Source organism: Streptomyces sp. NBC_01089 (assembly GCF_045162975.1).
GTDB lineage: Bacteria > Actinomycetota > Actinomycetes > Streptomycetales > Streptomycetaceae > Streptomyces.
The window spans coordinates 4988407-5003476 of record NZ_CP108660.1 but is presented as its reverse complement, the minus strand read 5'-3'; the positions used below and the strand labels follow the sequence as shown (position 1 = coordinate 5003476).

Sequence of the window (15070 nt, the reverse complement as noted above, 5' to 3'; positions counted from 1 at the left end):
GTGAACGTGCGGGGTCGCACGGGAGGCGACCCGGTGACCGGGGAGCAGCCCCCGTACGGCCGCCGGGCCGACCACCACGGCGGGCGCGCGGCGGGCGGCGTGAACCGGCCACGTGGCCTGAGTCACACCTGACATTTTCCTTACAACCGTTCCCAATTCGAACGTGTCATGCATTTTCGCGACGGCGTTCCGACGATCAAGCACCGTCCCGCTCACGCGCTGTCCCGCTCACCCGCTGTCCCGATCACCCGCTCACGCCCTGTCCCGCTCACCCGCCGCCCCGCTCACGCCCCGCCCCGCCCCGCTCACCGAAGTCCCCCGAAGTCCCAGGAAAGGGAATGCCCATGGCCGCCACGCCTGCGAAGCGGCGACACAAGGTCCGCCGCCGGGCCGACATGTCGCTGCTGGGTGGCATACGACCGCCCATCGCGGTCCTCTCGGTCCTGCTGCTCTCCCTGGCCGGGATCACGGCACTCAACCTCGGGCGTACGGTGCAGGACCCGGTCCCCGAAGCGGTGCTGACCTCGCAGCAGCAGTTCGCCGAGGACGGCGCCATCGCGCTGCGCGCCTCGATCGACGAGAGCTTCACCGACCTGGCCAGGACCGCGAGCCTCTTCAACGCCGGGGCGCCCGCGTCACCCGACGCCGTGCTCGACAAGGTCAGCAGCGTCTACCAGAAGTGGACGGGCACCGCCGTCGTCCAGATCTCGTCCGGCAAACTCCTGGCCGCCCGCGGCGAGAACGTCCCCCTCACCGCCGTCGACACGGCCAAGCTCAGCGCCAAGGACGGCCTCAGCCCCCGCATGGTCCGGCTCGCCAACGGCGAGACCCGGCTGCTCTCCTTCGCCGTGCTGTCGTGGCCCGGCGCCCCGCAGCAACTCCTGGTCGCCTCCAGCAATCTGCGCTTCCCCGGCATCAGCCTGGGCCAGTTCCGCTCCATCGCCGTCATCGACACCGCGGCGGAGATCCTCTCCAGCGACGGCATCCCCGAGCCCGAGCAGGTGCGGACCGCCACCCAGCGCGCCGACGCCAAACGCGCCGACAAGCAGCTCAAGAGCTTCGCCAGGACGGCGGCGGTCAAGGTACGCCGTAACCCCATATCGGCCAGGGAGCCGGGCTCCGGTGGTTTCCCCGGTGTCAGCGGAAGCCTGGTGGGCGACGTCCACACGGGCGACCGCAGCGTCGCCGGATACGCCTCGCTCGCCGGGCCGCAGCCCGGTGAGCCGACCATCGCCACCGGTCTCGGCCTCAGCGTCGTCGCCATGGTCCCGGTATCCGAGAACCCCACCGCCGTCGCAGGACCGCTCTTCGGCCTGACCGCGGCCGGCGCCCTGGTCGTCATCGGGGCCCTCGCCGTCGCGCTGCTGCTCGGCACCGTCCAGCGGCCCCTGATCCGGCTCTTCCTGGAGAGCCGCAGGCTGACCCGCGGCGACCTGACCCGCCCGGTCAGCTCCCCCTCGTACGGTGAGGCCGCCAGGATCGGCCGCGCGCTGGAGCGGCTGCGCCGCCAGCTGCTCGGCGAACCGGCGGACGCCACCGCTCCCCCGCGGCCCCGCAGATTCGCGCGCATCGGCGGTTTCGGCAGCCGCGGTCTCCTCCTGATCTGCGGCGCGCTGCTGCTCGTCTGGTGCGCGCCGATGCTGCTGCTCCTCAACCGCGCCGATGACACCGCCGTCGTACCGCAGCAGCTCGTCAACGACCAGCGCGAGCGCACCGACACCCTCACCGACCGGGTGCGCCGGGCGCTCAACGAGGGCCAGGCCGACCTCCTTTCGGTGGCCACGCTGATCGGCAGCGACACCTCGCCCGCCGATATGCACACCGTCCTGGAACGCACCCGCCTGGAGCACGACCGCTACCAGTCGCTGTACGTCGTGGACGCATCGGGGAAGGTCGTCGCGCACGCCGGCGACACCCCGCACCAGCCGGTGAGCCGCGCCAAGGCGGGCCATCTGATCCGGGTGCTCAACCACTCGGGCAAGAAGCCGCTCATCGTCGGGTACGCCGGGATTCCCGGCCGCAGCGGCTCCACGGTCATCGGCGAGTTCCACATCGAGTTCCTGAACGCGCTGCTCAAGCGGCCCGGACTCGGTGAGGTCCGGGTGGTCGACTCCGGCCAACGGGTCATCGCGGGCAACACCGGCTACCGGGCCTTCCACCGGCTGCCGGGCGAACGCCTCAGGGCCCTCGTCACCGGCACCAACCAGAAGACCGGTACGAGCGCGCACCCCAGCGGCATCCTCTACCGCGACGGCGGCTCGGTGCAGATCGCTGCGGCCGCGCCCTTCGCCGGCGGCGGAGCGGCGAAGACCCTCGGCTGGACCGTGGTCAGCCAGCAGCCCGCCCGCTCCCTGGCCATCCCCGAGTACCGCAGACAGAACCTCACGGTGCTCGGCGGGCTGCTCGGGATGGCCGCCGTCGCCGCCTGCCTCGGCTGGCTACACATCGTCGTCGTACGCCCGCTGCGGGCACTCGCCGACCAGGCCGAGGCGCTCGCCGACGGGGACCGCCGCACCGTCCTGTACCCGCGCCACCACGACGAGGTCGGCGCCGTCACCCGCTCCCTGGAGCTCGTACGCCAGCAGCTCCCGGCACAGTCCAAGCGCGACACCGCGCCCGCCGCGGCCGCGCCCCACGCACAGACCACCACCGCACCCCACGCCGAAAGGACCTGACCGGACGTGCTGTTCCTCTACACCGTGCTGGTGGTCTGCTGCGCGATCCTGCTGGTCGCGGGGATCGTCGAGCAGCGCCGCCACTTCATCAACCTGGAGCGGATTCCGTCCCGGGTCCTGGTGAACGGCATCCGCGGCAAGTCCTCCATCACCCGGCTCTGCGCGGGCGCGCTGCGCGGCGGGGATCTGGTGACCGTCGCGAAGACCACCGGTACCGCCGCCCGGTTCATCCACCCCGACGCCACTGAGGAGCCGGTCTACCGGAAGTTCGGCCTGGCCAATGTGGTCGAGCAGATCGGCATCGTGCGCCGCGCCGCCTCCTACGAACCGCAGGCGCTGGTGATCGAGTGCATGGCGGTGATGCCCGCGCTCCAGGAGATCAACCAGTCCAAGCTGATCCGCTCCACGATCGGCGTGCTCTGCAACGTACGCGAGGACCATCTGGCCGAGATGGGCCCGACCCTGGACGACGTGGCGCGTTCGCTCTGCCGCTCGATGCCCGAGGACGGGATCTGTGTCACCGCCGAGGTCGACCGGTTCGCGATCCTCCAGGAGGAGGCCGACGCCCGGAACTGCGAGCTGGTCTACGCCGATCCGGAGACGGTCAGCGACGAGGAGCTGCGCGGATTCAGCTGGTTCACGTTCAAGGAGAACGTCGCCATCGCGCTGAAGGTCGCCGAACTCCTCGGCGTGGAGCGGGAGACGGCGCTCAAGGGGATGTACGACGCGCCGCCGGACCCGGGTGTCCTGTCGGTCGAGCGGTATCTGACGCCCGACGGCAAGAAGCTCAGGTTCGCCAATGTCTTCGCGGCCAACGACCCCGAGTCGACGCTGATGAACGTCAACCAGCTGCTCGACCTGGGCGCCGTGCACCGCCCGCTGCACGTCGTGATCAACTGCCGGCCCGACCGGGTCGAGCGCAACGGCCAGATGGGCGAGATCATCCCCGATCTCCGGCCGGAGAAGGTCTTCGTCATCGGGCACCCCGCGAAGAGCGCCATCGACGCGATACCCGCCGAGTGGCGCGACCGCGCGGTGGACCTCGGCGGCGACCGGCGCGACCCGGACGAGTTCATGGGCGCGCTGCTCGGGCAGCTCGGCCCCGACTCCTCGCTCATCGCCATCGGCAACATCCACGGCCAGGGCGAACTGCTCCTGGAGCACCTCGCCGAGCTCCCGCCCGACGAGACCCCGGACACGGAGCCCGCCGTACCGGAGGAGCGCGGTCCGCAGCACCCGCACCATCCGCGGCACGACGAGACGCTGGGGCTTCAGCAGTACCGGCCGCATCTCGACCCGTACGCCGCCTACCCGGAGGCGTACGAGAGCCGCTACCAGCCGCACCACCAGTCGTACGAGCAGGCCGAGCAACAACCCCGGCCGCGCGGCATGTTCGAGCCCGCCGTCTATCCGGACCAGGCCCACCCGCCGCAGGACCCGCATGCTCCGCACGACCCGCACGACTCCCATGCCCCACACGATCCGCATGATCCGCACGCCCCGCACGACCCGTACCAGCAGAGCCGGCAGAACAGCGCAGGAGACCCCCGTTGATCCCCACCGTCCTGACGCCCGAGATCGCCGCCATCGGTATCGCGCTCGGCCTGATGTTCTCCCTGGTCTGCTATCTGACGACCAACCTCTCGCCCGGCGGCATGATCACGCCCGGCTGGCTCGCGCTGACCCTCGTGGAGGATCTGCAGCGCGCCGCGATGGTCGTCGGCGTCACCGTCCTCACGTACGTCTCGGTGCTGCTGCTCCAGAAGGTCGTCATCCTCTACGGCAAGCGGCTGTTCTCCGCCGTGGTGCTGACCGGGGTGATCCTCCAGGCGACGGTGATGATCGTGCTCCAGGTGGAGTTCCCGCTGATGTACGCCAACCAGACACTCGGCTTCATCGTGCCCGGCCTCATCGCCTACCAGCTGGTCCGCCAGCCCAAGGGGGCGACGCTGCTGGCCACCGGCTCCGTCTCGCTCCTCGCCTATGTCGTCCTGACCGCCGGCATCCTGCTCGGCGCCCTCCCGTCTGCCTGAGGTGATCCAATGACCGCTCCGCGTACCAAGCAGTCGAAGCGTGGCCGCAAGGTCCTGCATGCCACCACCGTCCTCGCGCTGCTCGCGGCCAGCGCGTACTTCACCGTCGAGCTGCGCAAGGACGAACAGGCCAAGGCGCCCACCGTCCAGGCCGTCACCGACAAGCCGGGGCTGCGGACGGCGGGCGACTCGCTGAAGGCGGGGAAGACCTGGGAACGGCTCAACTCGCCCGCCCGCACGGTCCTGCGCGACGCCGAAGGCAAGGTGCTCGCCACCTTCACCGACAACGCCCGCACCGCGACCCTCACCGGCCCGTCGCGCACCTTCGCCGAGCCCGCCAACACCAAGTCGAGGGTGGTCAGCGAGAGCTGGGTGCGGCTGATGCCCGAGAAGTGGAAGAAGGGCGCGGAGAAGCAGCAGTGGTTCCAGGACTGGTTCAAGAAGTACTACGGCAGCGAGGAGGACGACATCTTCGCCTTCGCCTTCCAGTACGTGGAAGGGGCGCCGGTCAAGAAGGACGACGAGGGTGTCCCGTACGCGGGTGACGCGAACTTCGGGCCGATCAACCCCGAGGGCAGCGAGGGCAACGACCTGCGCCTCGAACAGTCGGACTTCTTCGACTACCTCGGCATTCCGTACACCTTCCGCAACGGGGTCACCCGGCAGCCGCAGAAGGCGCGTTACCGGGCGATCGACTGCTCGGGCTTCATGCGGACGGTCTTCGGCTACCGCGCGCGCTACCCGCTCGCGCCGCTGGACGGCCAGGGCGACGGCCTGCCCCGCACCGCGAACGGCATCGCCCGCTCGAAGCTGGGCTCCGACGTCATCCCGCTCAAGGGCATCACACCGGCGGACCGGCCGACCTCGATCGATGTGCTGCAACCCGGCGACCTGGTGTTCTTCAAGCTCGACCAGCGGACAGGGCAGCGGCTCGACCACGTCGGCATGTACATGGGCCATGACACGGACGGCCACCTCATCTTCGTCTCCAGCCGTGAAGAGGTGAACGGCCCGACCATCGGCGACAAGGGCGGCACCTCGCGCCTCGACGGCAACGGCTACTACGCGGCGACGCTGCGCAGCGCGAAGCGGATCTGAGGGCCTGGGCTGACCTTCGGGGCAGGCCCCGGAGGTCAGTCAGGGGTGCCCCGAGTCCGGCTTGCCCGGGGTGAGGTGCTGGCCGGGGCCGCCCGCGGGCAGGCTGTCCTTCAGCTCGTCCGGGCACGGGGTCCCGCGCGGCAGCCGGTACGGCGACGCCAGCCGGTACACACCCGCCTTCGGGGCGAGCAGCTCCGTCCACTCGTCGCCGTCCGCGTCCTTGTCCGTCTTCACCAGACAGCCCCGGACATTGCTGAAGACCTTCGGCTCGCCCTCGGCGCGCCCCTTGGACGCCTCCGTCTCCTGCGGCGGTTCGACGCTCTTGCCCTTGTCGTCGACCAGCCCCAGCCACGGTGAGTACGGGATCCGGATCAGCACCCGGCCGCGCTTGTGCACCCGTACGGTCAGCTCACCCTCCTCCGCGCGCTCCACGGTGCCCGGCGGGTCGGCCATCGGCGTCGGCCGGTCGACCGCGAACAGCTGCCAGTTCCGGTCGCCCCAGAGCCGCTTCAGATACGGCAGGCCGTCCTGGACGAGCTTCTCCTCCTGGCCGGCCCCGGTGTCCGGCGCGCCCGTGGGCAGGACGACGTACCGGACCGCCCAGCGGGAGAGCCAGGACCGGTAGTTGACGGAGTCGAGCGAGTCGTCGTAGAAGAGCGGGTTGCGCTCCATGTCCGCCTGGCGGTTCCAGCCGCGGGCGAGATTGACGTACGGGGAGAGGGCGGACGCCTCACGGTGGCTGCTCGCCGGGACGACCTCGACCCGGCCCTTGTCAGCGCTGTGCTTCTGCAGCTCGTTGACCAGCGGGGCCAGTTCCCGGGTCCAGGAGGCGGCGGGGGCGGTGCGCACCACGTCGTCGACGCCCTTGAAGCCGATCCACACATTGAGCCCGATGAACGCGATCACCAGCGCGTACCACTTGCGCGACTTCGGCACGGTGTACGGCAGCGCCGCGAGCAGCACCACGCCCGCGATGATCATCGGCAGCCGGGAGACGTTCGAGCCGATCTGCGAGTCGATCAGCCAGGTCAGGATGACGCCCAGCGAGTAGACCGCAGCGCCGGTGCGGACCGTGCGCCACTCCTTGGGGACGAGGAAGAGGACGAACACCCCGTACAGGAAGGGGAGCGAAGCCGTCCCCACCGACATCGGCTGGGTGCCGGAGAACGGGAACAGCCAGGCGGACAGCGCGACCACGACGACCGGCGCGAGCCCCAGCGCATAGGCGCCGGGCCGCCGCTTGTTGAGGAAGAGCGCCGCCGCCACCACGCCCAGGAAGAGCCCGGCGACGGGGCTGCTCGCGGTGGCGATCCCGGCGAGCGGGGCGGCGACCCACGCCTTCGCCCAGCGCCGCTCGCGCCAGCGGTGCGGCCAGCAGAAGACGGCGGCGACGGCGCCCACCGCGAACATCGTGCCGAGGCCGAACGTGACCCGGCCGGAGAGCGCGTTGCAGAGGTACGCGAAGTCGGCGGCGAGCGCGCACAGCAGCGGATTGCGGACGGCGCGCAGCCGGACGAGGATCAGCGCGGTCAGCGCGGCGGAGACCGTCCCGGCGATCATCATCGTCGAACGGACACCGAGCACGGACATCAGATACGGCGAGACCACGCTGTACGAGACGGGGTGCATCCCGCCGTACCAGGCGAGGTTGTACGCGGATGCCGGGTGGCGGCCGACGAACTCGGCCCAGGCGTCCTGCGCCGCGAGGTCGCCACCGCTGTTGGCGAAGAAGAAGAACCAGAGGATGTGGGTGACGGCCGCCACGGCGGTCGCGGTGACGACGGGGTGGGCGGCCGGCCAGGCCCACGGCTTCCGGCCCGAGGGCCGCTGCTGCGGCCCGTCCCCCCGTGAGAGCAGGCCGGTAAGGCCCCCGGCGCGGGGGCTTCCTCCGCCTTCTTCACGTGTCGGGTCTGCAGTGGTCACCAAGGCTCGCTCTCCTGCGAAGGAGGACGCAGTCCCCGCGCCCAGAGTTGCCCAGCGACGCTAACACGTACGAAAAGGGCTGCCGCCGCCGGTCGTGAAGGCCGGCGGCGGCAGCCCTGATGCTCACTCGGACGCCCGGTCGGACGCCCGGTCGGACGCCCGATCGGGCACCCGGTCGGATGCTCAGCCGATGCGGGTCAGCTTCGCTCCGAAGCCGGGCTTGGCGAGGTCTCCCTGGAGGGCGACCGGGGCGGTGACCTTGCCCGGTCCCGAGCCGACGGTCAGCCGGCCGACGACCGTTCCGGCCTTCGCCGAGTGCGGGATGGTCTTGTTGGAGCCGATCTTGATGTCGACCTTCAGACCGGCCCAGCCCGCCGCCTCGAAGTCCTTCGTGGCGACGACCGGGGTCTGCCCGCCGAGCCCGTCGTCGACGTACCCGACGACCTGTCCCTTCTTCACCACGTTCCGCGAGGTGAGCGCGGATTCGGTGGCCAGCAGCGCCGACTTGCTCACCGCGTTCACCGTGTCGATGATCGGCGTCTTGTGCTGCGAGAGGATCGCTCCGACGATGTACTGCGTCGTGCCGCCGACCTGCTGCTTCGCGGCGAAGAGCAGGCTGGCACCGGCGTTGGTGGTGGAGCCGGTCTTGATGCCGATCGCACCGTTGTAGGGGACCAGCCGGTTGTAGTTGCTCCAGGTCTTGCCCGACGGGTCGGTCCAGCTCGGGAGCTTCGTGATGTCCATCAGCGACGGGATCTTCACGAGCTCCTCGCCCAGCTTCACCTGGTCGTCGGCCGTGCTCACCGTGGAGGCGGTCAGACCGGACGGGTCGGTGTACTTCGTCTGCGTCATCCCGAGCTTCTTGGCGGTGTCGTTCATCTTCTTCACGAACGCCGCTTCCGAGCCCGCGTCCCAGCGGGCGAGCAGCCGCGCGACGTTGTTCGCGGACGGGATCATGATCGCGCTGAGCGCGTCCTTCTCGGAGAGGACGTCGCCCTTCTTGATGGTGTTGAGAGTCGACTCATTGCCACTCTGGTCGTAGTGGCCTTCCTTCTCGGCCGTGGCGTCGACCGGGATCGACGCGCCCTTCGCACCGGGCTTCATCGGGTGGTCCCGCATGATCAGGTAGGCCGTCATCGACTTGGCCATGCTCGCGATCGGTACGGGCTTCTCGGTCCCGAAACTGTCCACGGCACCGAGCCCCGCCACGGAGATCTTCCCCTGGCCCTCGTTCGGCCACGGGAGTGTCACCTTGGACCCGCCGAAGGAGTACGACGGCGCGGAGGTCAGGGTCAGGCTCGGGTCGGGAAGCGGCCGTACGGACTGTACGACTGCAAAGATGATCAGCAGCAGGACGACCAGCGGCGTCCAGATCTTGAACCGCCTGACGACCGTGCGCACCGGGGTCTCCGGCGCGGCCGGCTTGTTGGTCAGCTCGGCGAGCAGGTCGAGCGGCGGCTTGGGCGGCAGCGGCTGCTGCCGGGTCGGCTCGACGATGCCCGGCTGCGCGGGGGCCGCGGCGCCGGCCGGAGCGGCGGGCGCCGCCGCAGCGCTCGCGGCCGGAACGCCGGCCGGGGGCTTGGCGGGCGACGGGACCGGGGCCGGAGCGGGGGCCGGCTGCGGCTTCTTGCGCTCGGCGGGTACGTCGTCGGGGCGCAGCGGCACGAAGGTGCTGCGCTTCAGCGTGGTGGTGGGCTGGTCGACCGGGCGTGAGGGGACACGGAAGATGCCGGTGGGCTGATCGACGGGACCGTCGTCCGCCTTCGACGCGGCGCCCTCGTCCGCCTTGGGTGCGGCCTTCTCTTCGGACTTCCCGCCGGGCTTGGCGTCGGGCTTCCCGCCGGGCTTGGCTGCCGGCTTCGGGTCCGTCTTGGCGTCCGGCATGGCTTCCGGCTTCGGAGTCGTCTCCGGCTTCGCGTCCGGCTTGGCTGCCGACTTCCCCTCGGGATTCGGCTCGTCCGCCTTCGCTTCACCCTTCGGCGTGGCCTTTGCGTCTGCGACGTCAGGCTTCGCGTCCGGCTCGGCGGCGGGCTTGTCCTCGGCGGTGGTAGCCGCAGCCACGTCCTTCCCGGCGTCGCCGGCCGGCTTCGCGTCGGGCTCATCGGCATCGGCATCGGCGTCAGCCGGTTCTGCATCCGCGCCGGTGTCCGAGGCCGTGCCCGCATCCGTACCGGCGTCCGCAGCACCGTCAGCGCCGGCGGCCGCGTCGCCGTCCGGCTCGGCGGGGTCGCCCGCGCCGTCCGAAGCGCCTGTGCGCGCCGTTCCGCCCGCCGGAGCGCCCTCGGGGGCGTCGGCGGCGGATACGGCCCCGGAGGCGCCCTGAGCGCCCTCGCTGCCCGCTTCGGGCGCGTCAGTGGCCATCCCGGGCATGACCCGGGTCTCCGCCGCATCCGACGGACCGGAGGCACCGGACGGACCGGACGCTTCCGGGCCGCCCGCGGCATCCGGCGCATCAGGCGTATCCGGAGCCTCCGCGGCGCCGTCCGCGCCGTCCGCGCCGTCCGCACCGGCTGCGCCCGCCGGCGCATCCGCGGGGGCGTCCGCCCCCGCGACCCACGCGGCCACCGCTTCACGCAGTCGGGCGTCGCCCGACTGCGAGCCGGATGCCGCGCCCGCCTCCGGATCCGGCACCGAGCGGAAGACCGCAAGCCTCGGATCGCTCGTACCGGGAGCCGTTCCCTCTGACGACTTCCGCTGCTCCGACTTGTCGGGGGACTCGCCCGCCACCGATGCCTCCTGGATACGCCGCGCGGGTTTTCCCGCCTGTCCGAACCATCTACCAGTGTCCTGTGTGGGCGCTTAACCGCTGCACCGGACGAGAACGACATACATCTAGATTCCAGTACAAAACACCCAGGCGCCCTCGACAGACCAATGTGAGAGGGGTCACCCTGTCACTCATCCACGCGGGGAGGCATGGATGGGCAGGAGCCGCAGAACGATTCCGGAAGAGCTTCTACTGCTCGCTCTGGACCCGACCACGGGTACCACAGCGCAGCCGCAGTCGCTCGACCTCGGCCTGGCCGGAGCCCAGCTAGTAGAGCTGGCTCTGGCAGGACGGATAGCCCCGGACGGGGATCGTATCGCCGTGGTGATGGCACGGCCGACAGGAGATCCGACACTGGACTCCGCACTGGAACTGCTGCGCAGGCGCGGCAGCCCGGTCCGGGCAGTCCACTGGATCGGCGGGCCCCGGCTGGGGCTCCGTCAGATTTACCTCGCTCATCTGGAGCGGTGCGGCATGGTGCATGCCGTGGCGGGCCAGATGTGCGGAGTGCTGCCGACGACTCGCTACCAGGCGACGGAGACAGCGATCAGCCGGGATATCAGAGCCCGGCTGGACAGTGCGATCCGCACCGGCGTACCGCCGGACCCGCGGACCGCGGCGCTCGCCGCGCTCGCTCACGCAGTGGGGCTCGGCAAGCACCTCTATCCCGGCAACGAGGGGCGTTCATCGCGCTCCCGCCTCCGGGACCTGATCAGACACGACCCCATGGGCGGTCTCGTGGCACATGCGGTCATGGACGTCCAGAACGGTGCGGCGGCACAGCCGCGCCGTGCAGCACCGGCACCGGGCAATGCCGCGCCGATGCCGTCGCACCACGGGTCCATGGCCCGCGTGGCGGCGCACTGAGAAGTCGGACGGAGAAGTCCGCCCGAGAAGTCACGAGAACCGCAGTACGGGTACCGCAGTACGAGTACCAGGAAGTACCAGGACCACCGCACCGACGTCCCCAAGACCCGGTTCGGGAGCCGCAATACGAGCGCGCGGGGCCGGCAAGTCGCCGGTCCCGCGCGCTCACTCTCTGGCCATTTCCCAGCGCAGCGCGTCGCATTGATGGCAATCTGCTGAGACGTAAGACCTACCGGCACATTCGCCGTGGGGCTCAGTACGTCAAAGCCGGAGGTGCAGTTCCCGTGGCGTCCAACGTCAATCCCACTGTCAGGCGGCGCCGGCTCGGCCAGGAGCTGCGCAGGCTCCGCGAACTCAAAGGCATGACGGCCGAAGAGGTCGCCGAGCGCCTGCTGGTCTCCCAGTCGAAGATCAGCCGCCTGGAGAACGGCCGCCGCTCCATCAGCCAGCGCGACGTCCGCGACCTCTGCGGGGTGTACGAGGTCGAGGACCACCGGATCGTCGACTCGCTGATGCAGATGGCCAAGGACTCGCGCCAGCAGGGCTGGTGGCACGCCTTCGGCGACATCCCGTACAGCGTCTACATCGGTCTGGAGACCGACGCGGCCAGCCTGCGCGTGTACGACCCGCAGGTCGTCCCCGGGCTGCTCCAGACCAGGCAGTACGCCGAGGCCCTGATCGCCGGTGCGCTGCCGGAGACCGCCGTGACCGACATCGAGAAGCGGGTCCAGGTCAGGCTGCGCCGCCAGGAGCGGGTCAGCGCCGACGAGTCCCCGCTACGGCTCTGGGTCGTCATCGACGAGTCGGCGCTGCGCCGGGTCATCGGGGACAAGCAGCTGATGATCGCCCAGCTGGAACACCTCGTGGAGCTGTCCCAGCTCCCCCACGTCACCGTGCAGGTGCTGCCGTTCGCCGTGGGCGCGCACCCCGGTATCAACGGGCAGTACGCCATTCTGGAATTCCCGGACGCGGCGGATTCCAGCGTGGTCTACATCGAGGGCGTCACCAGCGATCTCTATCTGGAGAAAGCGCACGATGTGCAGAAGTACAGCGTGATGTATGAGCACTTGCGTGCCCAGGCGCTCAACGTGGACCAGACACGGCAGTTCATCATGGATATCGCCAAGGGCTACGCGCGCTGAATGGCCGCGTATGTCCGATTCCTGCAATCGGGGTCGGCACAATACACCCCAGTCGCCCCGGAGCGTAAGACCGAACCGGCATAAGCCATCCGGTCGAGTGAACGGCCCTCTCGGCCAACGGAGTTCACGAGTAGCGTCGAGCGCGCCATCGAGAACGTTGGCGCACACCACTGCTTACCGGAGCGAACATGGCAATTCAGCAGGGCGCGACCGAGACCTGGACCAAGTCTTCGTATTCCACGGGAAATGGTGCATGCGTTGAGGTCAAGTCACCGCTTACTCAGGCCATCGCCGTACGGGACTCAAAAGTCGCCGACGGCCCGTCGATCACCTTTGTTCCCGATTCGTGGAACAGCTTCGTGAGCGAAGTGGGCCAGGGCGCATTCACTCTCGACTGACCCCCGGCCCCGTGATCACCCCGACCGTGAACAAGAGCCCTCTCGACTGGATCGCCGTCCCGGCCGAGGGGGCTCGGCCCTGAACGGCCGCACGTCCTGGCCGGCCGGCGCAGCCGAGCGACGCAGGACGTCGGCGCAGCCGGCCGAAGCAGGTCGTCAGCGCAGCTGATCGACGTAGCGGTCGGTCCCCGGCACGGTCGGTATGAACGGCGCCACCAGCTCAACCCGCCCCAGGCCGCGCTCGACCAGGTCCCCGTCGAGCCCGGTGAAGCACCGTTCCCAGACCTCTCTCGGGTCGCTCTCCAGGAACCAGAGCAGCGTGAGCCGGGTGTCCACCCCCTCCACCTGCTTCACATAGGCCATCCGGTCGCTGGGCAGCGGCGTCGGCCGGAAGATCGTCACCATCGCCGCGGGCCCGCCCGCGAGCCGCTTCGGCAGCCGCTTCGTCCGCAGCCATTCCAGCAACTCCGCGCGCTGCTCGCGGCCTTCGGTGTCGATCACCTCGACGACCAGACCGGCGTACGGGTGGTCGAGCGCGTGGAAGTCGCGCGGCCCGGCGGCACCGTCCCGGTAGACCGTCGCCTCGTGGTCCTGGAACGACGTGAAGACATGCGTACGGTCCTGATGGACCCGGCCGTCCCGGTTCAGCCGCTTGTTGATGCCGACGGTCCACTTCATGTGCTCGTCGTAGCGGCCCTCGGTCACCCAGTACGTCGTGATGTAGCAGCCGGCCGTCACCGGCTGGGCGACCGCCGACTTCTCCGGGTAGCGCAGTTCCTGGAGTTCCCTGGTGGCCACCCAGCGGCGGCCCGCGTACATCCAGGGCATCGCCATGGCCCCGGCGTAGAAGTGGTCGTCCTCGTACCACCGGTTGTACGCGTACTCATGGCCCGGGTGCGGCTCCACCATGGTGATCAGCGCATGGCCGGGCCGCACCCCGTACGGCCCGACCGAGGCCAGCTCTCCGTACACCTCGCTCCGCGTACCGCTGCCCGCGCTCCCGCTGGACGGTTCGTCCTTCATCAGCACCCCATCCTTCCTCTTCCCTCCACCACCGGACGGACCTACTCTGACGCTCCGTCAGAAAAACTGCCAGAGTCCGGAGGGCCCCACCATGGAAAGCCGCCCCGCCGAATCCCGGTCAGCTCAATTCCCGTCCGCCGCAGTGCCGGACGCGCCGCTCGCGGGGAAGACCGTCGTGGTGTCCGGGGTCGGGGCCGGGCTCGGTCACCAGGTGGCCGCGGCCGTCGTACGGGACGGGGGCAACGCCGTACTCGGCGCGCGCACCGAGGCGAATCTGGTGAAGTCCGCAGCCGATATCGACCCGGAGGGCGCCAGGACCGCGTACCTCTCCACCGACATCGGCGACGAGTCGCAGTGCGACGCGCTCGCCGCGCTGGCCGTCGAGCGGTTCGGCGGGATCGACGCGGTGGTCCATGTCGCCGCGTGGGACAGCTACTTCGGCGGGCTCCAGGACGCCGACTTCAACACCTGGCAGGGCGTCATCGACGTCAACCTGCTCGGTACGCTGCGGATGACGCGGGCCTGCCTGCCCGGGCTCAAGGAGCGCGGCGGGGCGGTCGTCATCGTCGGGACGCAGTCATCGGTGGCCGCACCGTCCGAGGTGCACCAGGCGGCGTACGCGGCGTCGAAGGGCGCGCTCACCTCGGCCATGTACTCCCTGGCGCGCGAACTGGGGCCGCACCGGATCCGGGTGAACACCGTGCTGCCCGGCTGGATGTGGGGGCCGCCGGTGCAGGCGTTCGTCCAGTTCACCGCGCACACCGAGGGCATCCCCGAGGCGGAGGTGCTCAGCCGGCTGACCGGCCGTATGGCGCTGCCCGAGCTGGCCACGGACGGCGATGTCGCGGACGCCGCGATCTTCCTGGCCTCCGACCGCGCACGGGCCATCACCGGCCAGTCCCTGCTGGTCAACGCCGGTGAACTGATGCGCTGAACAGGCGCGCCGGACAGTTCAGTCGCCCCTCCTCTTCTCGACCGCACGGGACCCGCATCCCGTGCGGTCCTGCTGTTCTGCCTCCGTATGAACACTGCTGGCGAAGTGCCCGCTCATCGTGTGGCCCGCGTCACTCCGGGAGCAACGGGTCCGGAGGTCAAGACGACGTAAAATCGTTCTGCTTACTGATCTGCGTTCATATTTGTGATC

The 15070-nt window shown here is 70.1% G+C and carries 11 protein-coding genes; 8 read left to right on the top strand and 3 right to left on the bottom strand.

The genetic code is table 11. The annotated features are described in order from the left end of the window. The first annotated feature begins 344 nt into the window (after positions 1-344). From OG510_RS22510 to OG510_RS22495, 4 genes are read left to right on the top strand one after another with little or no spacing between them, the layout of a single operon-like run. The gene (locus tag OG510_RS22510; RefSeq protein ID WP_406139093.1) at positions 345-2675 is read left to right on the top strand and encodes a HAMP domain-containing protein; all 2331 of its coding nucleotides are present in this window, start codon (positions 345-347) and stop codon (positions 2673-2675) included. A gap of 6 nt (positions 2676-2681) precedes the next feature. Continuing rightward, positions 2682-4229, top strand: a complete 1548-nt coding sequence (gene pgsB, locus OG510_RS22505) for a poly-gamma-glutamate synthase PgsB (RefSeq protein WP_406139092.1) — start codon at positions 2682-2684, stop codon at positions 4227-4229. Then, the gene (locus OG510_RS22500; RefSeq protein ID WP_073738471.1) at positions 4226-4708 is read left to right on the top strand and encodes a poly-gamma-glutamate biosynthesis protein PgsC/CapC; all 483 of its coding nucleotides are present in this window, start codon (positions 4226-4228) and stop codon (positions 4706-4708) included. The genes pgsB and OG510_RS22500 overlap by 4 nt, the downstream gene beginning before the upstream one ends. Before the next feature lie 9 nt (positions 4709-4717). Further along, a complete protein-coding gene (locus tag OG510_RS22495; protein WP_406139090.1) occupies positions 4718-5806 on the top strand; it encodes a C40 family peptidase in 1089 nt (362 codons plus the stop codon). A gap of 39 nt (positions 5807-5845) precedes the next feature. Here the strand turns inward: OG510_RS22495 and OG510_RS22490 are convergent, their stop codons facing one another. Together OG510_RS22490 and OG510_RS22485 are read right to left on the bottom strand one after the other, a co-directional pair. Continuing rightward, on the bottom strand, positions 5846-7729 hold the full coding sequence (locus OG510_RS22490; protein WP_406139088.1) for an MFS transporter: 1884 nt from the start codon (positions 7727-7729) through the stop codon (positions 5846-5848). Between the two features lie 183 nt (positions 7730-7912). After that, positions 7913-10456, bottom strand: coding sequence for a D-alanyl-D-alanine carboxypeptidase (locus OG510_RS22485; protein ID WP_406139086.1), 2544 nt, complete (start codon positions 10454-10456; stop codon positions 7913-7915). 193 nt (positions 10457-10649) lie between these two features. Here OG510_RS22485 and OG510_RS22480 point away from each other — a divergent pair, with 193 nt between their 5' ends. From OG510_RS22480 to OG510_RS22470, 3 genes are all read left to right on the top strand, one after another. Beyond that, on the top strand, positions 10650-11363 hold the full coding sequence (locus tag OG510_RS22480; protein ID WP_164263855.1) for a GPP34 family phosphoprotein: 714 nt from the start codon (positions 10650-10652) through the stop codon (positions 11361-11363). A gap of 284 nt (positions 11364-11647) precedes the next feature. Continuing rightward, positions 11648-12505, top strand: coding sequence for a helix-turn-helix transcriptional regulator (locus tag OG510_RS22475; RefSeq protein ID WP_164263853.1), 858 nt, complete (start codon positions 11648-11650; stop codon positions 12503-12505). 188 nt (positions 12506-12693) lie between these two features. Beyond that, entirely contained in the window at positions 12694-12903 is a 210-nt protein-coding gene (locus tag OG510_RS22470) for a DUF397 domain-containing protein (RefSeq protein ID WP_406139085.1), read from the top strand. 156 nt (positions 12904-13059) lie between these two features. Here the strand turns inward: OG510_RS22470 and OG510_RS22465 are convergent, their stop codons facing one another. Continuing rightward, complete coding sequence (locus OG510_RS22465; RefSeq protein ID WP_406139083.1) at positions 13060-13926, bottom strand: hypothetical protein; 867 nt, start codon at positions 13924-13926, stop codon at positions 13060-13062. Between the two features lie 142 nt (positions 13927-14068). On the opposite strand from OG510_RS22465, the gene OG510_RS22460 reads away from it, so the two are divergent. Continuing rightward, a complete protein-coding gene (locus OG510_RS22460) occupies positions 14069-14860 on the top strand; it encodes an SDR family oxidoreductase (protein WP_406139081.1) in 792 nt (263 codons plus the stop codon). Positions 14861-15070: the final 210 nt, after the last annotated feature.